Consider the following 21,291-nt stretch of genomic DNA (forward strand, 5'->3'; position numbering starts at 1 on the left):
ATGCTGCTTGTCGTCGGCCAGATCATCCGTGCGCACGGCGTCCGCGGCGAGGTCGTGGTCGACGTGCGCACGGATGATCCGGCAGATCGTTTCGCCGTCGGGTCGGTCCTCACGACCGACTCGACGGCGGTCCGGCGCCTGGCGGCCGTCCCGGCCGGTGCCTGGCGGCCCCCGGCGGCCGTGACCGTCGAGTCGGTGCGGCCCCACCAGGGGCGCCTGCTCGTCGTCTTCGAGGGCATCTACGACCGCAACCTCGCCGAGGACATGCGGGGCGTCCTGCTGTGCGTCGACAGCGCCGTCATTCCGCCCAGCGATGATCCGGACGAGTTCAACGACCACGAGCTGGTGGGCCTGAGCGTCGTCGACGCCGGCGGCGAGCGGGTCGGCGAGCTGGTCCGCGTCGACCACGCGCCGGCGCACGACCTGCTCGTCGTGCGGCTGACCGACGGCCGGACCGGGTTGGTGCCGTTCGTCCGCGAGATCGTCCCGCAGGTCGACGTGCCCGGCGGCCGTATCGTGATCACTCCGCCGGAAGGCCTCTTCGACCTATGAGGGTCGACGTCGTCACCATCTTCCCGGACTATCTCGCCCCGCTCGACCTGTCGCTGATCGGCAAGGCCCGGGCCGCCGGCACGCTCGACCTCGCCGTGCACGACCTGCGCACGTGGACGCACGACGTGCATCGCACGGTCGACGACACGCCGTACGGCGGCGGTCCCGGCATGGTCATGCGCCCCGAGCCGTGGGGCGAGGCCCTCGACGCTCTCGCCGGGCCGGAGACGCACCTGATCGTCCCGAGTCCGGCGGGCACCCCGTTCAGCCAGGCAACCGCCCGGGCGCTCGCCGGCGACTCCCACCTGATGTTCGCCTGCGGCCGGTACGAGGGCATCGACCAGCGCGTCCTCGACCACGCCGCCTCCCGCATGCGGGTGAGCGAGGTCTCGCTCGGTGACTACGTGCTCTTCGGTGGCGAGGTTGCCGTGCTGGTCGTCCTGGAGGCGGTCACCCGGCTGCTGCCCGGCGTCCTCGGCAACGCCGACTCACTGGTCGAGGAGTCCCACGCCGACGGCGTGCTGGAGGCGCCGATGTACACCAAGCCGCCGAGCTGGCGGGGGCTGGACGTGCCGGAGATCCTCCGCTCGGGTGATCACGGAAAGATCGCCCGTTGGCGCCGTGAGCAGGCACTTCAGCGCACGGCCGAGCGACGGCCGGACCTGATCGCCGGCCTGGAACGTCCCGATCAAGGGGCCTGATTTCAGGTTCGCGGTGCCGATGTGGCAAAGTGGTGAGGTTGCCGCGGGCAGAAAGCCCGCGCGCCCATGATCACCCTAACCCTCGCGCGCCGCGGAATTCGGGCGTGCCTTGAGTGACGAGGAACAGCCGCGATGAACACGCTGGACGCGCTGGACGCACAGTCGGTGCGGACCGATATCCCGAGCTTCCGCGCCGGCGACACCGTCAAGGTGCACGCCCGGGTCGTCGAGGGCAACCGGTCCCGGGTCCAGATCTTCCAGGGCGTCGTGATCCGTCGCCAGGGTGCGGGCCTGCGGGAGACCTTCTCGGTCCGCAAGGTGAGCTTCGGCGTCGGCGTCGAGCGCACCTACCCGGTCAACAGCCCGGCCGTCGACCGGATCGAGGTCGTGACCCGGGGCGACGTGCGCCGCGCCAAGCTCTACTACCTCCGTGACCTTCGTGGCAAGAAGGCGAAGATCAAGGAGAAGCGCGAGACCAAGGTCAGTAGCTGACCGCACGGTTGTCCTCAGGGAGGGGCGCGACGCGCACCCTCCCTGAGCCGTGTCCGGGAGTGGCGTTTCGGTCGAGCGGGGATCGGACTCCCCAAAGCGGTCTTGTGCATCTAGGCTGACGCCGATGGCAAGCGACCCCTACGGCCGCGACGGTTACGACGATCGCGACGATGACATACACCCACGTCAACGCCCCCTTGAGCAGGAGGGCGGGGAGCGTGGGCAGCGCGGCTTCGGCGGCGTGCAGTATCCGGGCCACGACTACTGGGGCACCGGAGGGCAGCAGGCCGAGGGCCGGGATCAGCGCCTCTATGACGGCGGCTGGAGCCGTGACGACGACCGCGCCGGGTGGAACGCCGGCCGGGAGTATGACGACCCCTACGACAGCCGTGGCCGCCGGGACCGTGACGAGCCGCCACTGATGCGTGACCGGGCCATCGACGACGACCGCGGCGGCCCTCAGCCCGGCCACGACGACCGCGCCCACGGCGACCGTGGCTACGAGCGCAGTTACGACCGTGGCCGCGGCGCCGCGCGCTCCCGGGGCGGCTACGACGAGGACAGCTCGGCCTCGTCGTGGCGCAGCAAGGTCCGCAGGAAGCGCAAGAACATGCCGCTGTGGCAGGAACTGCCCCTGCTGCTCATCGTGGCGTTCTGTCTCGCCGTCCTGATCCGCACGTTTCTCGTCCAGGCGTTCTTCATCCCGTCGGGCTCGATGGAGGAGACCCTCCTCGTCGGCGACCGGGTCCTGGTCAACAAGGTCCTCTACGACGTCCGCGAGCCCGAGCGCGGCGAGGTCGTCGTTTTCCAGGGGCCGGCCAACTGGGCGCCGGAGAACCAGGTCGACAAGGATGCCGGCTTCTTCGCGGAGCTGGGGCGGACGGTCGGCGACCTCGTGGGATTTTCACAGCCGGGCGAGAAGGACTTCATCAAGCGGGTGATCGGACTGCCCGGCGACACGGTCGCCTGCTGCGACGTGCAGGGCCGGGTGACGGTCAACGGCTATCCGCTCGACGAGTCGTCGTATATCTACGAGGACTCGCCGCTCGACGCCGTGCCCAACCCGAGGCAGTGCACCGCACGCCGCTTCGATCCGGTCAAGGTCGAGCCCGGCCAGATGTTCGTCATGGGTGACCACCGGGGTGTGTCGCAGGACTCGCGCTGCCAGGGTCAGGTGCCGATCGAGAACGTCATCGGCCGGGCTTTCGTGATCCTCTGGCCGAGCAGCCGGTGGGGGTGGCTGTCCGTGCCGGACACGTTCAAGAACGTGCCGAGGAGCGCCGCCGGCCCGCCCGGTCCGCACCTCACCCGGGCACCGCGAATCCCGTTGGTTCCGGATATGGTGATTGCCCCGCTGGCGATGTCTCTCACGGTTTCGACCCGTTCGGCGCGTCAGGTGTGGTTGAGGCGCCGCTGATGGAAATGAACACGTACCCTTCAGTGCGTGATTGACGAGCAGACCAAGAAGCCCAGTAGCTTTTGGCGCGAGTTGCCGGTGTTGCTGGGTGTGGCGATCATCGTCGCCGTCGTGGTGCGGGCCTTCGTTCTCCAGACGTTCTACATCCCCTCCGAGTCGATGGAGAACACGCTGCTGATCAAGGACCGAGTGCTGGTCAACAAGCTGGTCTACGACTTCCGCTCGCCGCACCGGGGCGAGGTCGTCGTCTTCGAGGCGCCGAACTCCTGGCGCAACGACCCGTCGGAAGAGGACTTCATCAAGCGGGTCATCGCGGTCGGCGGGGACCACGTCGTGTGCTGCGACGACAAGCAGCGGATCACGGTCAACGGCACGCCGCTCGACGAGACGTACATCTACACGAACCCGGACGGGCTGCAGGACCTGCCGAGCGAGGAGCAGTTCGACGTCACGGTGCCGAAGGGTCGTCTGTGGATGATGGGTGACCACCGGTCGAGGTCGGGCGATTCGAGGTACAACTTCATCCGCTCCAAGGATCCGAACCAGGCCACCATCGCCGAGGACGACGTCGTCGGGCGGGCGTTCGTGGTCTTCTGGCCCTTCTCCAGAGCGAAGTGGCTCAGCGTCCCGGACACCTTCGACAAGGTGCCGAATCCCGCCACCGGGTGACGACGCCGTAGGCTCGTCGCTATGACGGAAGAAGCGGGACCCACCGACCGCTGGGCGGCCCGGGTGCTCCTGCTCGATCCGGCGGGCCGCGTGTTGCTGCTGCGCGGCTGCGATCCGGCTCGCCCCTCCTACCAGTACTGGTTCACGGTGGGTGGCGGGCTGGAGCCGGGGGAGACCCCGGTCGAGGCGGCGATCCGCGAGATCTTCGAGGAGACCGGGCGGCGCGTCACCGCGGCCGACCTGGAGGGTCCGGTGCGCAGCGACGTGGTGCGCTTCCCGTTCGACGGCCAGTGGTACACGCAGGAGCAGTCCTTCTTCGTGGTGCGTACGCTTGCATTTGAAGTTGATTTGACGCACTTGGGCGAGTACGAGATCGGCAGCATAGACATTAGTCGGTGGTGGACCGTCGATGAGCTGACGGCCACCTCGGAGCGGTACTACCCGGAGGACCTCGTCGCGCTGCTGCGGGAGGTGGGGTGACGATGCTCGCGCCGCCGCGCACCGTCGTGCACCGCGCCGCCGGCCTGTGGGCCTTGGAACGGGCGTTGCAGCGCCGAGGCTTCGACCGCGTCGCCGGGGCCGACGAGGCGGGACGGGGAGCCTGCGCCGGGCCGCTCGTGGTCGCCGCGGTCGTGCTGCCGCAGGGCCGGCGCGGCGAGATCGAGGAGCTCAACGACTCGAAGCTGCTGACGCCCGCCGCCCGCGACCGGATCTACGACGAGGTCGTCGCCCGGGCCGAGGCGTGGTACGTGGTCGTGATCCCGCCGGGGGACATCGACCGCCGCGGCCTGCACGTGTGCAACCTGGCCGGGATGCGCCGCGCGTTCGCCGGACTGGCGGTGCGGCCCGACTACGTGTTGACCGACGGCTTCCGGGTGGACGGCCTCGGGGTGCCGGGCCTGGCGGTGTGGAAGGGCGACCAGGTCGCCGCCTGCGTGGCCGCGGCCAGCGTGGTGGCGAAGGTCACCCGGGACCGGATCATGCGGGAGCTGCACACCACGTACCCGCAATATGGTTTCGACGAGCACAAAGGCTATTCGACGCCGGATCACACGGCGGCGCTCGCGGCGCACGGGCCGTGCGCCGAGCATCGTTTCTCATATGCGAACGTGGCGGCGGTGGAGCGGCCGGGCCGAAGGCGCGGTAACGTCGGCGTGGCGCCCGGCGAGGCCGCACGGGTGCCGGCGCAAGTGGGCGACAATGTGGCTATGGAAGGCGGACCGCGATGAGCGCCGAAGATCTCGAGAAGTACGAAACCGAGATGGAGCTCCAGCTCTACCGGGAGTATCGCGACATCGTCCGCCAGTTCTCCTACGTGGTGGAGACCGAGCGCCGGTTCTATCTGGCCAATCAGGTCGACCTGCACGTGCGCAACTCGGACGGCGAGGTCTACTTCGAGGTCGAGATGCACGACGCCTGGGTCTGGGACATGTACCGTCCGGCCCGCTTCGTGAAGAACGTTCGCGTGATGACCTTCAAGGACGTCAACGTCGAGGAGCTGGAGAAGCCCGACATCTCGCTGCCGGACAACGGCTTCGGTAGCTGAGCCGAGCCGACGGCGGGTCTCGTGCGCGTCAGCGCCGAACCCGCCATGGGTCGGTGCCCCTGACCTTGTTGTAGAGGTACCAGCCGCCGCCGACCACCAGCGCGCCGACGATCAGGTAGAAGACGGCGCCGAACAGCATTTTGATCAGCCACCAGGCGACCATCCCGATGAGGATGAGCGCTGCGGTGACCAGGAGGATCTTCACGGCGTTCATGTGACCGATGGTCGCACACTTGTCCACAAGGCCCGTGTCGTCCACAGGCCGGGCCGGTGGCGGTTGCCGGGCCCCGGCAGATTCGGCGAGGCTGCGCGGCGTGTTGAGGCTTCCGCTCAGGCTCATTGTCATCCTCACTGTCGCGGCCGCGTCCTGTCTTCCCTGTCTTCCCGGTGGCGTGCCGGCCGTGGCGGCACCTTCCGCGGCCGTGTTCCGGTCACCGCTGGCCGGCCCGCTCTCCGTCACACGGCGGTTCGAGTCGCCACCCGATCCCTATGCCGCGGGCCATCGTGGTGTCGACCTGGCCGGGGAGCCCGGGGCGCAGGTGCTGAGCGCGGGCACCGGTGTCGTCGCGTTCGCCGGACCGGTCGCCGGACGGTCCGTCGTCAGCGTCGACCACCCCGGCGGCCTGCGGACCACCTACGAGCCGGTCGACCCGGCCGTGCGGGCCGGCACCGTGGTCGCCGCCGGCACGCCGCTCGGCGCGCTGCATGCCGGCCATCCGGACTGTCCCGCGGCGGCCTGCCTGCACTGGGGCCTGCGCGCCGGCGACACCTACCTCGACCCGCTGCGCCGCCTGCGCCGCGGCCGGGTCCGGCTGCTGCCGCTCATCTGATGAGCTTCGGCAGGCCGTCGGCGAGGCGCTGGAAGTCGTCCACGCGGTTGTACACCTGGGCCGACAGCCGCAGGTATCCGCGCCCGTGCCACGCCGCCAGCCCGACCTCGGCGCTCAGCTCGTCGGAGATCCGCCGCCGCAGCGCGACCGCCGACGTCAGGTCGGCGGCGACACCAGGGGGCAGCGGCACCAGCGTCATCGGCAGGCCCGTCGCCGGCGGCACCTCGACCCCGAGGGCATCGGCGACGAGGCGCTGGCCGTGCTCGGCGAGGGCCCTGTTGTGCCGCCGAACGGTCTCGAGGCCCAGCGACCGGAGCACGAAGAGCCCGGTCGGCGCGGCCAGCCAGGGGGTGTAGTCGTGGGCGCCGAGCCACTCGAGGCTCGCCGGGAAGCCGGCCTCCGTCGACCAGGAGAGCACCAGCGGGCGGATCCGGGCGCGCCAGGCGGGTGCCACGGCCAGCAGGGCCGTGCCACGGGGCGCGTAGGCCCACTTGTGGAGGTTGCCCACCCAGAAGTCGGCGCCGAGCTCGCGGACCGGCTCGTCGAGCAGCCCCGGGCCGTGCGCGGCGTCGACGTGGATCGCGACCCGGTCGCCGTGCGCGCCTCGCACAGCCTCGATGATCCGCCTGACCGGAAACACCCGGGCGGTGGCGGCGGTGATCGGGTCGACGATCACCAGCCGGGTGCGCGGTGTGACCGCGGCCAGCACCGCCGCCGTCACGGTGGCGTCGTCGGCCGCCAGCGGCACGGGCGCGATCCGATGGACCGCACCGGTGCGCCGGCAGATCTCGTCCACCGCGAGATCCACGGCGCCGTAGCCGTGGTCCGTGGTGACGATCTCGTCGGTGGCGGCGAAGCCGAGGCTGGACAGCACGATCGAGGTGCCCGTGCTGGCGTTGTCGACGAGCGCGCTGCCGTCCGGGTCGGCACCGACGAAGGTCGCCAGGTGCCGGCGGACGTGGGTGATCCGCTCCTCCAGGCCGACGCTGAAGAAGCGGTGCGGATTGGCCTCCATCTCGTCGCGGAGCCGCTGCTGAGCGCGTTGCACGGCGATCGGCACCATCCCGAAGGACCCGTGGTTGAGCTGCGCCACGGACGCGTCGTTGGAGAACAGCAGCCGCGCGCCCGGAATCGGCTGCGGTGCGTCAGGCGCGGGGATGGGCTTGTTCATATGCGGCACGCAATCGCTCGATCGACACATGAGTGTAGATCTGCGTGCTCGACAGCGAGGCGTGTCCGAGCAATTCCTGCACCGAGCGCAGGTCGGCGCCGCCCTCCAGCAGGTGTGTCGCGGCGGAGTGGCGCAGATCGTGCGGTGACGTGTGGGGCAGGCCCGCCGCGCGGGCGTATCCGTCGACGAGCCGCCGCGCCGCCGTCGCCTGCAGCCGGGCGCCCCGCGCACCGAGCACCAGCGCGTTGCCGCTGCGCTCGTTCGCGAGGGCCGGGCGGCCGTGTCGCAGCCACGCGGTGAGCGCCTGGTCGGCCGGCAGCCCGTAGGGCACGGCACGCTCCTTGTCGCCCTTGCCGACCACCCGCACGACCCGGCGCATCCGATCGATGTCACCCAGGTCGAGCCCGCACAGCTCGCTGACGCGGATGCCGGTGGCATAGAGCAGCTCCAGGACGAGGCGGTCGCGGAGGCCGACCGCGTCGGGCCGGGTGCCGGCCGCGGTGACGAGCGCCTCGGCCTGGTCGGCGCGCAGCACGGTCGGCAGGTCGCGGTGGGCCTTCGGACTGGCCAGCCGCTGCCCGGGATCGGTCTCGATCAGCCCTTCGCGGTGTGCCCACGCGGTGAAGGTGCGGGCGGCGGCCGCGTGCCGGGCCAGGCTCGTCCGTGCGCGACCGGCGGCCCTGCGCCGGGCGAGCCAGCCGCGCAGGACGGCGAGAGTCAGCTCGGCCGGTCGGGCGGCGCCGCCGCGGGCGGCGTGGTCGAGCAGCGACACGACATCGCCGACGTAGGCGCGGACCGTGTGGACCGAGCGGTTGCGCTCGGCGGCGAGATGGCGGGCGAACTCGTCGACCGCCTCGCGCATGGCCTCCGGCAGGGCGGCATGCATGTCCTGTACGGCCTTCGGCGCGCTCACCGGCGCTGCTGCTCTTCGAGGAACCGCTCGATCAGGCCGCGCACGACGGCGGCCATCGTGAACCCGTGCTCGGCGCACCAGGCCCGCAGCTCGGCGTGCCGGTCCGTGGGCAGCCGAAACGTCACTAGCTGGCTCTCCTCGCCGACGGGCAGCGCACCGCCGAGGGCCTGTAACTGGACCGGCCGCAGCTCCGGCGTGCCGATCAGCGCCCGTCCGCGCAGCTCGGGGCCGGCGAGCAGCTCCGAGTGCCCGGCGGGGCCGGTGCGGCCCAGCAGCCAGACGGTGATCTCCTGCCGGCTCTCCGGCGGCAGCGTTTCGAGCAGTGCGACGAGCTTGTCGGCGGGCCCTGTCATAGCTCCACGATAGCGGCCGCTATCGACACGTCCAGGACTCGAACGCCCTGGATCTCTTCGAGTAGGGCGGGGAGCGACCGGTCGATGACGGCGCCGGGCACACTCACGGTGAACTCGTCCGTCGCCACCAGGCCGTCCCGGCTCAACACCCGCATCTGCCGGATGTCAACGCCGAGACGGCCCAGCAGCGTGGTGACCTGACCGAGTGAGCCGGGCCGGTCGGGCAGTTGCACGATCACCTGACGGAGCGACATGGGGCAATCCTGACGACCGGGCGTTTCCGGGCAGTTACGACGCCACGTCCCGCGGCTTTCCGGTTAATCGTTGACGGAGTCAAGTAATTGCATGACGATGTCAATCATGACTATCGACACGGTTACGGCGGTGCGGCGGTTCAGCCGCTTCTACACGAACCTGATCGGGGTCCTGCGTGCCGGGCTGCTCGACTCGCCGTTCTCGCTCGCCGAGGCCCGGGTCCTGTTCGAGCTGGCCAACGCGCCCACCGCGCTGGACGTCGCCGACCTGCGGCAGCGGCTCGACATGGACGCGGGGTACCTCAGCCGGATCCTCGGCCGCTTCGAGGCCGACGGGCTGGCGGTCCGTGAGCGTTCCGACACGGACGCGCGCCGGCAACGCATCCGGCTGCTGGAGGCGGGCCGCGCCGCGGCCGCCGACCTGGATGCCCGCTCGAACGCGCAGGTGCGCGACCTGCTGTCTCCCGTCAGCGAGACCGACCAGCGGCGGCTCGTCGGCGCGATGGGCACGATCGAGTCGATCCTGGGCGGTGCGGCGCCGCCGCGGACGGTCGTCCTGCGCCCGCTCGGCCCCGGCGACCTCGGCTGGGTGGTCCAGGGGCACGGCATTCTCTACTCCCGGGAGTACGGGTGGGACGCGACCTTCGAGGCGATGGTCGCCCGCATCGTCGCGGACTACGCCGAGTCCCACGACCCGCACCGCGAGCACGCCTGGATCGCCGAGGTCGACGGCGTGCCGGCCGGGTCGGTCTTCTGCGTGCGCGAGTCGGCGGAGACGGCCAAGCTCCGGCTGCTGTTCGTCGACCGGGAGGCCCGTGGACTGGGTGTCGGAAGCCGCCTGGTCGACGAGTGCGTGCGGTTCGCCACCCGGGTGGGCTATCGCGAGATGGTCCTCTTCACCCACGACGTCCTCGCCAACGCCCGGCGCATCTACCAACGGGCGGGTTTCGTGCTCGACAGCGAGGAGCGCAAACCCGCCTACGGCCAGGACCTGGTCCACCAGTACTGGAGGCGCACGTTGTCCACAAGCACCCCGTTGTCCACAGTTTGATCTCCACGGGCCCGCGCCGCCCGCCCCGTTCCGGCACAGTCGCCGCATGACCCACCACAACCAGCTCGTCGGCGGCTATGGCGAGCGCCTCGCCGGTCGATATCTCGTGTCTCAGGGCCTGGTCATCCTCGACCGCAACTGGCGTGTCCCAGCCGGCGTCCGCGAGGTGCGCGGCGAGCTCGATCTGATCGCCCGAGACGGCGACGACATCGTGTTCGTGGAGGTCAAGACGCGCCGCAGCACGCGGTTCGGCGGGCCGGCCGAGTCGATCGTCCCCGGCAAGGCCCGCCGCCTCCGCAAGCTGGCCACGCAATGGCTCGCGGCCAACGGTGCCGGATACCGCGACGTCCGCTTCGACGTGATCAGCGTCTTCCTGGGCCGGACAGCCGCGGTGCAGCACCTGCGCGGGGCACTCTGATGGGCTACGCGAAGGTCCGCTCCGTCGCGCTGCACGGTGTCGTCGGCGAGGTCATCGTCGTGGAGGCCGACGTCGCACCCGGCCTGCCCAGCCTGATCGTCTCCGGCCTGCCCGACGCCGCCCTGAGCGAGGCCCGCGACCGGATCCGGGCCGCCGTCCACAACTCGGGCGCGAGCTGGCCCCAGCAGCGCATCACCGTCAACCTCCTGCCCGCCCACATCCGCAAGCACGGCTCCGGCTTCGACCTCGCGATGGCCGTCGCGGTCCTCGCCGCCGGCGCCGGCCTGCCCATCGGTCGTGTCGTCGACGCGGTGGTGCTCGGTGAGCTCGGCCTGGACGGGACGCTGCGTCCGGTCCGTGGTGTGCTGCCCGCGGTCCTCGCCGCCAGCCGGGCCGGGGTAGGTTCGGCCGTCGTGCCGGTCGGCAACGTCGCCGAGGCACGGCTGATCCCCGACATCGCGGTCCGCGCGTCCGACAGCCTCGGTCGGCTCATCGGCTACCTCCACGGCTCAGAGCGCCTGCCCGACCCCGTCACACCATCGGCGCCGCCCGAGCCGGCCGCCCTCGACCTCGCCGACGTCCTCGGCCAGGAGCGCGGCCGGCGGGTCATCGAGCTGGCCGCCGCCGGCCGCCACCACATCGCCATGTTCGGGCCGCCCGGCGCGGGCAAGACGATGCTCGCCCAGCGCCTGCCGGGCATTCTGCCGCCACTCGGCGACCAGGAGGCCATCGAGGCGACGGCCCTGCACTCGGTCGCCGGGACGCTGCCGCAGAGCAGCCCGCTCGTCCGTCGCCCACCACTGCAGGCTCCGCACCACACGGCCTCGGTCGCGGCTCTCGTCGGCGGTGGCTCGGGCCTTGCCAGGCCGGGCGCGATCAGTCTGGCCCACCACGGCGTGCTGTTCCTCGACGAGTGCGCCGAGTTCGCCCCCCGTGCGCTCGACGCGCTCCGGCAGCCGCTCGAGGAGGGTGTGGTGCGCCTGCGCCGCGCCTACGGCGAAACGGTCTTTCCGGCCCGCACCCAGCTCGTCATGGCCGCCAACCCGTGTCCGTGCGCCCGCGAGCAGCAGTCGTGCCGGTGTCCGTCGCTTGTGCGCCGGCGTTATCTGGCGCGGCTCTCCGGCCCGCTGATGGACCGGGTCGACCTCCAGGTGGACCTTGATCCGGTCCGTTCCGCGGCGCTGTTCGGCACCGAGGACGTCGAGCCGTCGAAGGCGGTGGCGGCCCGCGTGCTGCAGGCCCGCGCGGCGGCGGCCGAGCGATGGACACCGCACGCCCGATCCAACGGCGAGGCGCCGAGCGCGCTGTTGCGCCACCGCCGGTTCCGCCTTCCGGCGCAGATCCTCCAGCCGCTGCGGCAGGCCATGGACCAGGGCCGCCTGTCGGCGCGCGGGTTCGACCGTGTGATCCGGGTGGCCTGGACCGCGGCGGACATCGACGGCCGGTCCACACCGGACGCCGGTGACGTCCGGGAGGCGCTGCAGGTGCGATCGCGGAGGATGCGATGAGCGACGACCGGCTCGCCCGCATGGCGCTCGGGTTCCTCGTCGAGCCGGGCAGCCGTGAGCTCGGTCTTCTCGTCCGTGAGGTCGGCGCCCCGGAGGCACTGTCCTGCGTGGTCGCCGGGCACGCCGTCACCCCCGCGCTGGCCGGGGCGGTTCGTGCCCGGCTGGAGGCGGCCGGTGTGCGGCGCACCGCGGAGGCGGCCGCCGATCTCGTGGAGCTGATGACCACCCGTGCCGACCAGCTCGGCGCCCGGATCGTCACGGCCGCCGACGACGAGTGGCCGATCGCACTCGACGACCTGGTTCTCGCCAGCCGGGAGGGCAGCATCCTGCGCCGCGACACCGACCCGCCGATGTGCCTGTGGGTCCGCGGTGCGCCCCGGCTGACCGACGCCCTGGAGCGTGCGGTGTCAATGGTCGGCGCCCGGGCGGTGACCGGCTATGGCGAGTTCGTCGCCTCGGAGTTCGCCTTCGGTCTGGCCGAGAAGGGGTGGACGGTCGTGTCCGGGGGAGCGCTCGGCGTCGACGTGACCGCCCACCGCGGCGCACTGGCCGCGGGCGGGCTCACGGTGGCGGTGCTCGCCTGCGGGATCGACCGCTACTATCCGGCAGCCAACGCGGGCGTGCTGGAGCGGATCGCCGACGAGGGCCTGGTGCTGACCGAGTGGCCGCCGGGCACCCACCCGCACAAGACCCGGTTCCTGACCCGCAACCGGGTCATCGCCGCCGCCACGCGGGGCACGGTGGTGGTTGAGGCCGGCTCGCGCAGCGGGGCGCGCAGCACGCTGAGCTATGCGCGGCTCCTGCACCGCTCCCCGATGGTCGTGCCCGGTCCGATCACATCGGCCATGTCGGTCGGCTGCCACATCGAGCTACGGGTCCAGGGCACGGTGCCGGTCACCCGCGTTGAGGAGATCATCGAGGAGATCGGCCGGGTCGGGGAGCTCGCCGACCCGATTCAGGGTGCCGACCGGCCCGAGGACGCCCTTGACGCGCTACAGGCCCGCATCCTCGACGCGGTGCGGCCAAGGCTGCCCCGGTCGGCCGAGGAGATCGCGGCGGTCGCCGGGGTGAGCGGCCGCGACGCCCGGCGCAACCTGCCTCTTCTCGAAGAACTCGGCTTCGTGGTGTCCACCGGGAGCGGCTACCGGTTGGCCCGCCGCTCGCCGGTGTCCAGGTCCCCGGAGGAAGAGTGAGATGCGCCGCTCACAGCCGCCGCAGGCGGGTGACGGCCTCGTCCAGGACCTCGTCGCGTTTGCAGAAGGCGAAGCGGACCAGTCGGCGGCCGGCGTCCACGTTGTCGTAGAACACCTGCGTGGGCACGGCCACGACACCGCAGCGCTCCGGCAGGGCGAGGCAGAATTCGACGCCGTCGGTCCCGCCCAGCGGCGTGATGTCGGCCGTGACGAAGTAGGTGCCCTCCGGCCGCAGCACCGCGAAGCCGGCCTCGGTCAGGCCCTCGCACAGGCGGTCGCGTTTGCATTGCAGGTCATCGCGGACCTGCTCGTAGTACGACGGCGGCGAGTTCAGCGCCACCGCCACGGCCGGCTGGAGCGGACCCGCGTTGACATAGGTGAGGAACTGCTTGACGCGGGTCACCGCCGACACCAGCGGACGGGGACCGCAGACCCAGCCGACCTTCCAGCCTGTGCAGGAGAAGGTTTTGCCCGCCGACGAGATCTGCACGGTCCGGTCCCGCATCCCGGGGAGGCCGGCCAGCGGCACATGCGCGGCCGCGGCGTCGGTGAAGACGAGGTGCTCGTAGACCTCGTCGGTGACGGCGTAGGCGCCGAACTCCGCACACAGGGCCGCGACCTGCGCGAGGTCCTCGGCGGTGAAGACCTTGCCGGTCGGGTTGTGCGGCGAGTTGAGCAGCACAAGGCGGGTGCGCGGGCCGAACGCCGCCCGCAGTTCGGCCGGATCGAAGGCGTAGCGACCGTCGACGACCCGCAGCGTCACCGGCCGGCGGACCGCTCCGGCGAGGGCGATCGAGGCCGCGTAGGAGTCGTAGTAAGGCTCGAAGCAGACGACCTCGTCGCCGGGCTCGCACAGGGCCAGGATGGTGGCGGCGATCGCCTCGGTCGCGCCGGCGGTCACCAGGATCTCGCCGTCGGGGTCGTAGTCGAGACCCCAGAAGGCCTTCTGGTGGGCGGACACGGCAGTGCGGAGTTCTGGAACGCCGGGCCCCGGCGGATACTGGTTGCGCCCTCCGCGAATGGCCGCCGCCGCGGCGTCGAGCATCGCCGTCGGGCCGTCGGTGTCGGGAAAGCCCTGGCCGAGGTTGACCGAGCCGGTGCGCACGGCAAGGGCCGACATCTCCGCGAAGATGGTGGTGCCGAACGGGCGCATGCGGGCGACGAGCGGATCACTCGGTACGTCAGTCACCCACCGAGTATGCGGGTGAGCCGCGGAAAATCGGATCCCGGCGGCCGGCTGCCGGGCAGCGACGCATATTACAGGGACCTTTTGCCGGATGGCGGGGATCTTGCCGAGGGCCTACCGTGACGGACCGTGGATGGACGCCGGAATTTCCCGTCGGACCCGGATGCCGAACCCCGCTGGTATCCGGACGACCGTGGGTATGACGACCGTGCCCGGGACGAACTGCCCCGTGACGACCGGGGGCGTGACGACCGTGGCTACGGCGACGACCGCGGCTACGGCGACGACCGGGGATACACGCCGACCCGGTATGCCGACGAACGCGATAGCTACCGAGTGCCCGAGCCGCGCGGCCTACGGGGATACAGCAACGACCCGTTGAACTACGGAGACAGCCCGAGCGGCCAGTTCGCCGGGCCGGCGGGCCGCCCGGAGCAGTACGGGGCAGACGGCGGCTACGGGGCAGACGGCGGCTACGGGGCAGACAGCGGCGAACTGTCGGTTGAGTCGGTGAGCCGGTCGCGGCGGTCGGAGGCCATCGACCGTAGTTCCCTGCACCGGCCGACCTCCGGTGGGCCGGCCGCGGTGACGCAGCCCACGGCACCCGCACCGTCGTCCGGGGCTCCGGTGCCGGCGGCTCCCATGTCCGCCGCTCCCATGTCCGCCGCTCCCATGTCGGGTGCTCCCATGTCGGGTGCTCCCATGTCGGGTGCGCCGATGTCCGGAGCGCCGATGTCGGCGCCGACGCAGGCCGTGCCGTCGCCGGGCATGCCGTACGACCAGGCGGCGGCCGGTGGGCCGAGCGCGTTCGCGGCGCCGACGACGTTGACCGCGGCCATTCCGCCACCGGTCGCGGAGCCCGGTGGCGCCGTGTACCGGAGCAAGCGGCACGGGCTCGCCATCGTCCTCGTGCTGCTGACGATCCTGTTCGAGGTGCCGGTCCTGCGGCTGTTCCTGACCGCGATGACCGCCGACAAGATCGAGGCGGCGGGGACGCTGGCCGGCATCTTCATGATTCTCGGCCTGCCGATGTTCGCCCTGGGTCTGTACGGCCTGATCGGCGGGGCCGCCGCCGCGGCCCCGGGCGGGCGGGCGTGGTTGCGGACGCCGCTCGCGTACCTGCCGGTGGCGCTCCTGCTGTTCGTCGCCGCCGCCCTGTCGTCCTGACCTCGCTGCCTCTGGCGTCGCCCGCTTCGTGAGCCATGTCGCGGGCGGCGCTGTCTCAGCGCGGTGGCCGTGCTGTCCCCGCGGACCCTCAACGGCGCCGACCCGGGACCGTTCTCGCCGTCCTCAGCGGCGCCCTTGCGATGTCACTCGCTGTGGTGATGATTCATCCTGACAAATGCGGTGAAACCGGACCACTCTTCGGCTCTGCCGGGGGGATTCCAGCCTTCCCTCCGACTGCGCGTACACTTTCCATCGGCGACCGCGCCTGCGCGGTCGACCTCGCGTGCCCTCCCGCAGTCCGCCGCAAATCCTTCGCGCCGGGCGAGTAAGGGCGGCGGCCGCCCTGGTCCCGATCAGCAGCAGTCTGCGTTCGGGTGAGACGGCCGACGACCGGGCGCCAGGACGGCGGACCGACCGGCCCGCCGTGACAACCAGGATCGAAGGGATCCGCCAACATGGCTGTGACCATGCGTCAGTTGCTGGAAAGCGGCGTGCACTTCGGGCACCAGACCCGCCGCTGGAACCCGAAGATGAAGCGCTTCATCTTCACCGAGCGCAACGGCATCTACATCATCGACCTGCGCCAGACGCTCGACTACATCGAGAAGGCCTACGACTACATCCGTAACACCGTCGCCGAAGGCGGCTCGGTGCTGTTCGTGGGCACGAAGAAGCAGGCGCAGGAGGCGATCGCCGAGCAGGCGACCCGTGTCGGCCAGCCGTATGTCAACCACCGCTGGCTGGGCGGCATGCTGACCAACTTCCAGACCGTCTACAAGCGGCTTCAGCGCATGAAGGAGCTCGAGTCGCTCGACCTCACCGGCACCGCGCAGGGGTACACGAAGAAGGAGACCCTGCAGCTATCGCGTGAGCAGACCAAGCTGAGCCGCACGCTCGGTGGTCTCCGTGACATGCAGAAGCTGCCGTCGGCGATCTGGGTCGTCGACACCAAGAAGGAGCACATCGCGGTCGACGAGGCCCGCAAGCTGGGCATCCCGGTGATCGCCGTGCTCGACACCAACTGCGACCCGGACGAGGTCGACTTCCCGATCCCCGGCAACGACGACGCCATCCGTTCCGCCGCGCTGCTGACCCGCGTGGTCGCCGACGCGGTGGCCGACGGCCTCATCGCCCGGTCCGGACGCGCCACCCGCGCCGACCAGAAGCCCGAGCCGGGCGTCGTGGCCGGCGACGAGCCGCTCGCCGAGTGGGAGCGTGAGCTGCTCGAGGGTGCCAAGCCCGCCGACGCCGCTCCCGCCGCCGCCGACACCACCCAGGCGTAACCCCGAAGAGCGAGAGAGAATCATGGCCAACTTCACCGCCGCGGATGTCAAGCGACTCCGCGAACTGACCGGCTCCGGCATGATGGACTGCAAGAAGGCGCTCGAGGAGGCCGAGGGCGACTTCGACAAGGCCGTCGAGCTGCTGCGCATCAAGGGTGCCAAGGATGTCGGCAAGCGTGCCGGGCGCACCACCGCCAACGGCCTCGTGGCGCACTACGGCTCGGGTTTCGTCGAGGTCAACTGCGAAACCGACTTCGTCGCCAAGAACGAGGCGTTCATCGAGCTGGGCCAGAAGCTCGCCAAGCACGTCGACGAGACCAAGCCCGCCGACGTGGAGACGCTGCTCGGCTCCGAGCTCGGCGACAGCACCGTCGCCGACCTGATCCAGACCGAGTCGGCGCGCATCGGTGAGAAGCTCGTGGTCAACCGCATCGCGGTGCTGGGCGAGCCCGTCGCCGTCTACATGCACCGCAAGAGCCCCGACCTCCCGCCGCAGGTCGGCGTCGCGGTCGAGTTCACCGGCAAGACCGACGAGGCTGCCGTCGCCGACGCGCGTGGCGTCGCGATGCAGATCGCCGCGATGCGCCCGAAGTACCTCACCCGCGACGACGTGCCGGCGGAGGTCGTCGCGTCGGAGCGCCGCATCGCCGAGGAGACCGCCCGCGAGGAGGGCAAGCCCGAGGCTGCCCTTCCCAAGATCGTCGAGGGTCGGGTCAACGGCTTCTTCAAGGACTTCGTCCTGATCGAGCAGCCGTCCGTGAGCGACAACAAGAAGACCGTCAAGCAGGTGCTGGCCGAGGCCGGCATCGAGGTGACGCGCTTCGTGCGCTTCGAGGTCGGCCAAGCCTGATCCGACGGAGCCGAGAACGGTAGCGATCGCGCGGAGGGGGTCACGGTGTCCACATTTGGAGGCCGCGACCCCCTCGTCGTACATGTCAGTAGTCCGACCGCTCGAAAGGTGCCCTAGATGACGAACACCGCCATGGAAGCGACACGGCAGGCCCTGGCGCCGACCCCGATCGGGACGCGGCGCGTCGTCCTGAAGCTCTCCGGCGAGGTGTTCGGCGGCGGCGCCGTCGGTGTCGATCCCAACGTGGTCCGGCACATGGCCCGCCAGATCGCCGCCGTGGTCCGCCGCGGTGTGCAGGTCGCCGTCGTCGTCGGCGGCGGCAACTTCTTCCGGGGCGCCGAGCTGTCCCGCGCGGGCATGGACCGTGCCCGCGCGGACTACATGGGCATGCTCGGCACCGTCATGAACTGCCTGGCGCTGCAGGACTTCCTGGAGAAGGAAGGCATCGACACGCGGGTGCAGAGCGCGATCAGCATGGCTCAGGTCGCCGAGCCGTACATCCCCCGCCGGGCGATCCGCCACCTGGAGAAGGGCCGTGTGGTCATCTTCGGCGCGGGCGCCGGCATGCCGTACTTCTCGACCGACACCGTGGCGGCCCAGCGGGCGCTGGAGATCCACGCCCACACGGTGCTGATGAGCAAGAACGGGGTCGACGGCGTGTACACCGCCGATCCCCGCACCGACCCGACCGCGCGGAAGCTCGACAGCCTGACCTTCGCCGAGGCGCTGATGCAGGGCCTGCGGGTGGTGGACCAGACGGCCTTCAGCCTCTGCCAGGAAAATGCGCTGCCGATGTTGGTCTTCGGCGCGGAGGGGGAGGACAACGTCGCTCGCGCGTTGATTGGTGAGAAGATCGGCACGCTCATCACCGCCGAGCCCATCCCGGACCGAGGAGGACAGACCACGTGATCGAAGAGACACTCTTCGAGGCCGAAGAGAAGATGGAGCGCGCGATCGAGCACGCCAAGGAGGAGTTCGCGGTCATCCGGACAGGCCGCGCCACCCCGGCGATGTTCGGCAAGGTGATGGTCGACTACTACGGCACGCCCACCCCGCTGCCGCAGATGTCCTCGATCGCGATCCCCGAGCCGCGCATGGCGCTCATCAAGCCCTACGACGCCTCGCAGATCGGGGCGATGGAGAAGGCGATCCGCGACTCCGACCTCGGAGTGAACCCCAACAACGAGGGCACCCAGATCCGTATCCTGTTGCCGCAGATGACCGAGGAGCGGCGCCGGGAGATGATCAAGGTTGCCCGCCACAAGGCCGAGGACTCGCGGGTGGCCATCCGCAACGTCCGGCGCAAGGCCAAGGAAGAGCTCGACCGCCTCGTCAAGGACGGCGAGGTCGGCGAGGACGAGGGCCGTCGGGCCGAGAAAGAGCTCGACGACCTGACGCACAAGTTCGTGGTGCAGGTCGACGAGTTGCTCAAGCACAAGGAAGCCGAGCTGCTCGAGGTCTGATGGCCCACCTCGACCGAGCACACCGGGCCCCCGGAGACCCGTCGACCCGGGCGCGGCAGGACGTTGCCGCGCCCGAGGTGTCCGCCGGCCTGGTGGAAAGAGCCGAAAACCCGATTCTGGAAGTGGTACCCGCTGTGCCGGCATCCGACGCTCAGCCGTCCCCGGAGCCGGCGAAGCGGAAGAGCCGGGCCGGCCGCAACCTGCCCGCCGCCATCGGGGTGGGGATCGGGCTCGGCGGGGCGCTCCTGGTCTCGCTGTTCCTCTTCGACATGTGGCTCTTTCTCGGGCTGGTCGTCGTCGCCGTGACGGTCGGCGCGTGGGAGATGGTCCGCGCCGTCAGTGTGCAGAAGGCCCGGCCGCCGCTGGTGCCGCTGCTCATCGGCGGGCCCGTGATGGTCGGCCTGGCCTGGTTCGGCGGCGCCGACGTCCTGCCCCTCGGGCTGCTGGGCACGCTGTTCCTGGTTCTCGTCTGGCGGTTCGCCGGCGGGGTGCAGCACTACCAGCGCGACGTCACCGCCGGTGCGTTGATCGCCGTGTACGTGCCGTTCCTGGGCTCGTTCGCCGCGCTCCTGGCGTATCCGGCCGCCGACGGCAGCGTCCGCGTGCTGGTCACGGTCCTCGCGGTGGTGCTGTCGGACACCGGCGGCTACGTCACTGGCGTGTTCCTCGGCAAGCACAAGATGGCGCCGTCCGTCAGCCCGGCCAAGTCGTGGGAGGGCTTCGGCGGCTCGGTCGTGTGGACCGCCGCCGGGAGTGCGGTGGCCCTGCCGCTGCTACTTTCCGGCGCGGTCTGGTGGCACGGTGCGGTCTTCGGCGCGGCGGTCTCGATCGCCTCGGTGCTGGGCGACCTTGGCGAGTCGATGATCAAGCGTGATCTCGGGGTCAAGGACATGAGCAATCTGCTGCCCGGGCACGGAGGACTCATGGACCGGCTCGACTCGATCCTGCTCGCCCTGCCGACCGCATACGCCGTTCTGGCGTTTCTGGTGCCCCCGTCGTAGCTCAGCGTGACGCTCTCGCGAGCGGTCTTGTAGAGCACGCGACTCGGCATGGGACACTGGATCCGCCATGACACAACTTCCCGTACTGAACCTCTCATCCACCGCGACCGGCACCACCAGTGACGGCCGGCGAGCTTCGTTGCCCCCGCGCCACCTGGCCGACCTTGATCTCGCCGGGCGCCGCGCTGCGGTGGCCGAGCTCGGTGAGCAGGCATTTCGAGCCGGGCAGGTGTCGGCGCACTACTTCGGGCGCCTGATCCGCGACCCCGCGGAGATGACCGACCTGCCGGCGCGCAGCCGCGCCACGATCGCCGAGGCGCTCCTGCCGCCGCTGCTGCACCCCGTGCGCGAGTTGGCGACCGACAACGGCACCACTCGGAAGACGTTATGGCGCCTTCACGACGGCTCGCTCGTTGAGAGCGTGCTGATGGGATATCAAGATCGTGTGACGGTGTGCGTGTCGAGCCAGGCGGGGTGCGGCATGGCGTGCCCGTTCTGCGCGACCGGCCAGGCCGGGCTGACCCGCAACCTGTCGACCGCGGAGATCGTGGACCAGGTCGTGTGGTTCGCCGGCCAGGCCGCCCGCGGCGCGCTGCCCGGCTGCCCCGACCGGCTGTCCCACGTGGTGTTCATGGGCATGGGCGAGCCGTTGGCCAACTACAACCGGGTGATCGCGGCCGTCCGCCGGTTGACGGCGCCCGCCCCCGAGGGCCTGGGCCTGTCGCAGCGGCACATCACGGTGTCCACCGTCGGGCTGGTCCCGGCCATCCGCCGGTTGACGCAGGAGGGGCTGTCGGTGACGCTTGCGCTGTCGCTGCACGCACCCGATGATGATCTGCGCGACACGCTCGTGCCGGTCAACCAACGTTGGAAGGTCGCCGAAGTGCTGGATGCCGCGTTCGAGTATGCGGCTCGCACCGGTCGGCGGGTGTCCATTGAATACGCAATGATCCGGGATGTGAACGACCATCCGTGGCGGGCGGATGTGCTTGGCCGGCTCTTGTCCGGCCGTCTCGCGCATGTCAATCTCATCCCGCTCAATCCGACACCGGGCAGCAAGTGGGACGCTAGTCCCAAGCCGGTTGAGCGTGAGTTCGTCCGACGCCTCCGGGCTGCCGGTGTCGCGACTACGGTCCGTGATACTCGCGGTCGGGAGATTGACGGAGCCTGCGGGCAGCTTGCCGCCTCTTCGGGTGGCAAGGTGGGAGAGCGTCAAGACGGCTTGCTAGCGCGGCGAGCGAACGAGGAGACACAGTGAGTCAGGGTCAGCGGT

The 21,291-nt window shown here is 70.8% G+C and carries 26 protein-coding genes; 20 read left to right on the top strand and 6 right to left on the bottom strand.

Features of this window, described 5'->3' with window-relative positions:
- Positions 1 to 3 precede the first annotated feature (3 nt).
- The 8 genes from rimM (at position 4) to Drose_RS08140 (ending at position 5,377) form a co-directional block, all read left to right on the top strand.
- Positions 4 to 552 (top strand): ribosome maturation factor RimM, encoded by a 549-nt coding sequence (gene rimM / locus Drose_RS08105; protein WP_260729643.1) that lies wholly within the window; start codon positions 4 to 6, stop codon positions 550 to 552.
- The gene (gene trmD / locus Drose_RS08110; RefSeq protein WP_313900004.1) at positions 549 to 1,253 is read left to right on the top strand and encodes a tRNA (guanosine(37)-N1)-methyltransferase TrmD; all 705 of its coding nucleotides are present in this window, start codon (positions 549 to 551) and stop codon (positions 1,251 to 1,253) included. The genes rimM and trmD overlap by 4 nt, the downstream gene beginning before the upstream one ends.
- A 132-nt stretch (positions 1,254 to 1,385) precedes the next feature.
- Complete coding sequence (rplS, locus tag Drose_RS08115) at positions 1,386 to 1,745, top strand: 50S ribosomal protein L19 (RefSeq protein ID WP_259861964.1); 360 nt, start codon at positions 1,386 to 1,388, stop codon at positions 1,743 to 1,745.
- A 610-nt stretch (positions 1,746 to 2,355) separates the two neighbouring features.
- Positions 2,356 to 3,162, top strand: a complete 807-nt coding sequence (gene lepB / locus Drose_RS08120) for a signal peptidase I (RefSeq protein WP_260729644.1) — start codon at positions 2,356 to 2,358, stop codon at positions 3,160 to 3,162.
- Between the two features lie 27 nt (positions 3,163 to 3,189).
- Positions 3,190 to 3,831, top strand: a complete 642-nt coding sequence (gene lepB / locus Drose_RS08125; RefSeq protein ID WP_260727563.1) for a signal peptidase I — start codon at positions 3,190 to 3,192, stop codon at positions 3,829 to 3,831.
- 21 nt (positions 3,832 to 3,852) lie between these two features.
- A complete protein-coding gene (locus Drose_RS08130; RefSeq protein WP_260727564.1) occupies positions 3,853 to 4,311 on the top strand; it encodes an NUDIX hydrolase in 459 nt (152 codons plus the stop codon).
- A gap of 2 nt (positions 4,312 to 4,313) precedes the next feature.
- A complete protein-coding gene (locus Drose_RS08135; protein WP_260729645.1) occupies positions 4,314 to 5,060 on the top strand; it encodes a ribonuclease HII in 747 nt (248 codons plus the stop codon).
- Complete coding sequence (locus tag Drose_RS08140; RefSeq protein ID WP_190249654.1) at positions 5,057 to 5,377, top strand: DUF2469 domain-containing protein; 321 nt, start codon at positions 5,057 to 5,059, stop codon at positions 5,375 to 5,377. Before Drose_RS08135 ends, Drose_RS08140 begins: the two co-directional genes overlap by 4 nt.
- A 28-nt stretch (positions 5,378 to 5,405) precedes the next feature.
- Here Drose_RS08140 and Drose_RS08145 read toward each other — a convergent pair whose 3' ends face one another.
- On the bottom strand, positions 5,406 to 5,591 hold the full coding sequence (locus Drose_RS08145) for a hypothetical protein (protein WP_260727565.1): 186 nt from the start codon (positions 5,589 to 5,591) through the stop codon (positions 5,406 to 5,408).
- Between the two features lie 187 nt (positions 5,592 to 5,778).
- On the opposite strand from Drose_RS08145, the gene Drose_RS08150 reads away from it, so the two are divergent.
- The gene (locus Drose_RS08150; protein WP_390891338.1) at positions 5,779 to 6,207 is read left to right on the top strand and encodes a murein hydrolase activator EnvC family protein; all 429 of its coding nucleotides are present in this window, start codon (positions 5,779 to 5,781) and stop codon (positions 6,205 to 6,207) included.
- Here Drose_RS08150 and Drose_RS08155 read toward each other — a convergent pair.
- The 4 genes from Drose_RS08155 to Drose_RS08170 are packed head-to-tail and all read right to left on the bottom strand — an operon-like array spanning position 6,200 to position 8,898.
- Entirely contained in the window at positions 6,200 to 7,378 is a 1,179-nt protein-coding gene (locus Drose_RS08155) for an aminotransferase class V-fold PLP-dependent enzyme (RefSeq protein ID WP_260727566.1), read from the bottom strand. The two genes, Drose_RS08150 and Drose_RS08155, sit on opposite strands and share 8 nt — an antisense overlap.
- Positions 7,353 to 8,264: a tyrosine recombinase XerC gene (locus tag Drose_RS08160; protein WP_260729646.1), complete on the bottom strand. Its 912-nt coding sequence runs from the start codon at positions 8,262 to 8,264 to the stop codon at positions 7,353 to 7,355. The genes Drose_RS08155 and Drose_RS08160 overlap by 26 nt, the downstream gene beginning before the upstream one ends.
- Positions 8,265 to 8,287: 23 nt before the next feature.
- Positions 8,288 to 8,644: a hypothetical protein gene (locus tag Drose_RS08165; protein ID WP_260727567.1), complete on the bottom strand. Its 357-nt coding sequence runs from the start codon at positions 8,642 to 8,644 to the stop codon at positions 8,288 to 8,290.
- The gene (locus tag Drose_RS08170) at positions 8,641 to 8,898 is read right to left on the bottom strand and encodes an ACT domain-containing protein (RefSeq protein ID WP_260727568.1); all 258 of its coding nucleotides are present in this window, start codon (positions 8,896 to 8,898) and stop codon (positions 8,641 to 8,643) included. Before Drose_RS08170 ends, Drose_RS08165 begins: the two co-directional genes overlap by 4 nt.
- Before the next feature lie 106 nt (positions 8,899 to 9,004).
- On the opposite strand from Drose_RS08170, the gene Drose_RS08175 reads away from it, so the two are divergent.
- The 4 genes from Drose_RS08175 to dprA are packed head-to-tail and all read left to right on the top strand — an operon-like array spanning position 9,005 to position 13,068.
- Positions 9,005 to 9,949 (top strand): bifunctional helix-turn-helix transcriptional regulator/GNAT family N-acetyltransferase, encoded by a 945-nt coding sequence (locus Drose_RS08175; RefSeq protein WP_260727569.1) that lies wholly within the window; start codon positions 9,005 to 9,007, stop codon positions 9,947 to 9,949.
- 46 nt (positions 9,950 to 9,995) lie between these two features.
- Positions 9,996 to 10,367: a YraN family protein gene (locus Drose_RS08180; RefSeq protein WP_260727570.1), complete on the top strand. Its 372-nt coding sequence runs from the start codon at positions 9,996 to 9,998 to the stop codon at positions 10,365 to 10,367.
- The gene (locus Drose_RS08185; protein ID WP_260727571.1) at positions 10,367 to 11,875 is read left to right on the top strand and encodes a YifB family Mg chelatase-like AAA ATPase; all 1,509 of its coding nucleotides are present in this window, start codon (positions 10,367 to 10,369) and stop codon (positions 11,873 to 11,875) included. Before Drose_RS08180 ends, Drose_RS08185 begins: the two co-directional genes overlap by 1 nt.
- Positions 11,872 to 13,068 (top strand): DNA-processing protein DprA, encoded by a 1,197-nt coding sequence (dprA, locus tag Drose_RS08190; protein ID WP_260727572.1) that lies wholly within the window; start codon positions 11,872 to 11,874, stop codon positions 13,066 to 13,068. The genes Drose_RS08185 and dprA overlap by 4 nt, the downstream gene beginning before the upstream one ends.
- 10 nt (positions 13,069 to 13,078) lie before the next feature.
- Here the strand turns inward: dprA and Drose_RS08195 are convergent, their stop codons facing one another.
- Positions 13,079 to 14,221 carry a pyridoxal phosphate-dependent aminotransferase gene (locus Drose_RS08195; RefSeq protein ID WP_260729647.1) on the bottom strand — a complete coding sequence of 381 codons (1,143 nt, stop codon included), beginning with the start codon at positions 14,219 to 14,221 and terminating at the stop codon, positions 13,079 to 13,081.
- A gap of 162 nt (positions 14,222 to 14,383) precedes the next feature.
- On the opposite strand from Drose_RS08195, the gene Drose_RS08200 reads away from it, so the two are divergent.
- The 7 genes from Drose_RS08200 to rlmN all read left to right on the top strand — a co-directional run bounded on the left by Drose_RS08200 (position 14,384) and on the right by rlmN (position 21,276).
- The gene (locus Drose_RS08200; protein WP_260727573.1) at positions 14,384 to 15,421 is read left to right on the top strand and encodes a hypothetical protein; all 1,038 of its coding nucleotides are present in this window, start codon (positions 14,384 to 14,386) and stop codon (positions 15,419 to 15,421) included.
- Between the two features lie 455 nt (positions 15,422 to 15,876).
- The gene (rpsB, locus tag Drose_RS08205; RefSeq protein ID WP_260727574.1) at positions 15,877 to 16,704 is read left to right on the top strand and encodes a 30S ribosomal protein S2; all 828 of its coding nucleotides are present in this window, start codon (positions 15,877 to 15,879) and stop codon (positions 16,702 to 16,704) included.
- Between the two features lie 22 nt (positions 16,705 to 16,726).
- The gene (gene tsf / locus Drose_RS08210) at positions 16,727 to 17,554 is read left to right on the top strand and encodes a translation elongation factor Ts (RefSeq protein WP_260727575.1); all 828 of its coding nucleotides are present in this window, start codon (positions 16,727 to 16,729) and stop codon (positions 17,552 to 17,554) included.
- A 132-nt stretch (positions 17,555 to 17,686) separates the two neighbouring features.
- A complete protein-coding gene (gene pyrH, locus Drose_RS08215) occupies positions 17,687 to 18,463 on the top strand; it encodes a UMP kinase (RefSeq protein ID WP_260729648.1) in 777 nt (258 codons plus the stop codon).
- The gene (gene frr / locus Drose_RS08220) at positions 18,460 to 19,017 is read left to right on the top strand and encodes a ribosome recycling factor (RefSeq protein WP_260727576.1); all 558 of its coding nucleotides are present in this window, start codon (positions 18,460 to 18,462) and stop codon (positions 19,015 to 19,017) included. The genes pyrH and frr overlap by 4 nt, the downstream gene beginning before the upstream one ends.
- Positions 19,018 to 19,151: 134 nt before the next feature.
- Positions 19,152 to 20,018: a phosphatidate cytidylyltransferase gene (locus Drose_RS08225; protein ID WP_390891339.1), complete on the top strand. Its 867-nt coding sequence runs from the start codon at positions 19,152 to 19,154 to the stop codon at positions 20,016 to 20,018.
- Between the two features lie 67 nt (positions 20,019 to 20,085).
- Positions 20,086 to 21,276: a 23S rRNA (adenine(2503)-C(2))-methyltransferase RlmN gene (rlmN, locus tag Drose_RS08230; RefSeq protein ID WP_260727577.1), complete on the top strand. Its 1,191-nt coding sequence runs from the start codon at positions 20,086 to 20,088 to the stop codon at positions 21,274 to 21,276.
- The last annotated feature ends 15 nt before the right edge of the window (positions 21,277 to 21,291 follow it).

The sequence above is a fragment of the Dactylosporangium roseum genome (genome assembly GCF_025264685.1).
GTDB lineage: Bacteria > Actinomycetota > Actinomycetes > Mycobacteriales > Micromonosporaceae > Dactylosporangium > Dactylosporangium roseum.

Coding starts and splice junctions, on each gene's coding strand:
- dprA (WP_260727572.1), top strand. CDS start 11,872: ATGAGCGACGACCGGCTCGCCCGCATGGCGCTCGGGTTCCTCGTCGAG.
- trmD (WP_313900004.1), top strand. CDS start 549: ATGAGGGTCGACGTCGTCACCATCTTCCCGGACTATCTCGCCCCGCTC.
- Drose_RS08135 (WP_260729645.1), top strand. CDS start 4,314: ATGCTCGCGCCGCCGCGCACCGTCGTGCACCGCGCCGCCGGCCTGTGG.
- rpsB (WP_260727574.1), top strand. CDS start 15,877: ATGGCTGTGACCATGCGTCAGTTGCTGGAAAGCGGCGTGCACTTCGGG.
- lepB (WP_260729644.1), top strand. CDS start 2,356: ATGCCGCTGTGGCAGGAACTGCCCCTGCTGCTCATCGTGGCGTTCTGT.
- Drose_RS08195 (WP_260729647.1), bottom strand. CDS start 14,221: ATGCGCCCGTTCGGCACCACCATCTTCGCGGAGATGTCGGCCCTTGCC.
- Drose_RS08175 (WP_260727569.1), top strand. CDS start 9,005: ATGACTATCGACACGGTTACGGCGGTGCGGCGGTTCAGCCGCTTCTAC.
- Drose_RS08165 (WP_260727567.1), bottom strand. CDS start 8,644: ATGACAGGGCCCGCCGACAAGCTCGTCGCACTGCTCGAAACGCTGCCG.
- Drose_RS08160 (WP_260729646.1), bottom strand. CDS start 8,264: ATGCATGCCGCCCTGCCGGAGGCCATGCGCGAGGCGGTCGACGAGTTC.
- Drose_RS08155 (WP_260727566.1), bottom strand. CDS start 7,378: ATGAACAAGCCCATCCCCGCGCCTGACGCACCGCAGCCGATTCCGGGC.
- rlmN (WP_260727577.1), top strand. CDS start 20,086: ATGACACAACTTCCCGTACTGAACCTCTCATCCACCGCGACCGGCACC.
- Drose_RS08130 (WP_260727564.1), top strand. CDS start 3,853: ATGACGGAAGAAGCGGGACCCACCGACCGCTGGGCGGCCCGGGTGCTC.
- tsf (WP_260727575.1), top strand. CDS start 16,727: ATGGCCAACTTCACCGCCGCGGATGTCAAGCGACTCCGCGAACTGACC.
- Drose_RS08170 (WP_260727568.1), bottom strand. CDS start 8,898: ATGTCGCTCCGTCAGGTGATCGTGCAACTGCCCGACCGGCCCGGCTCA.
- rplS (WP_259861964.1), top strand. CDS start 1,386: ATGAACACGCTGGACGCGCTGGACGCACAGTCGGTGCGGACCGATATC.
- Drose_RS08185 (WP_260727571.1), top strand. CDS start 10,367: ATGGGCTACGCGAAGGTCCGCTCCGTCGCGCTGCACGGTGTCGTCGGC.
- Drose_RS08145 (WP_260727565.1), bottom strand. CDS start 5,591: ATGAACGCCGTGAAGATCCTCCTGGTCACCGCAGCGCTCATCCTCATC.
- pyrH (WP_260729648.1), top strand. CDS start 17,687: ATGGAAGCGACACGGCAGGCCCTGGCGCCGACCCCGATCGGGACGCGG.
- Drose_RS08140 (WP_190249654.1), top strand. CDS start 5,057: ATGAGCGCCGAAGATCTCGAGAAGTACGAAACCGAGATGGAGCTCCAG.
- Drose_RS08180 (WP_260727570.1), top strand. CDS start 9,996: ATGACCCACCACAACCAGCTCGTCGGCGGCTATGGCGAGCGCCTCGCC.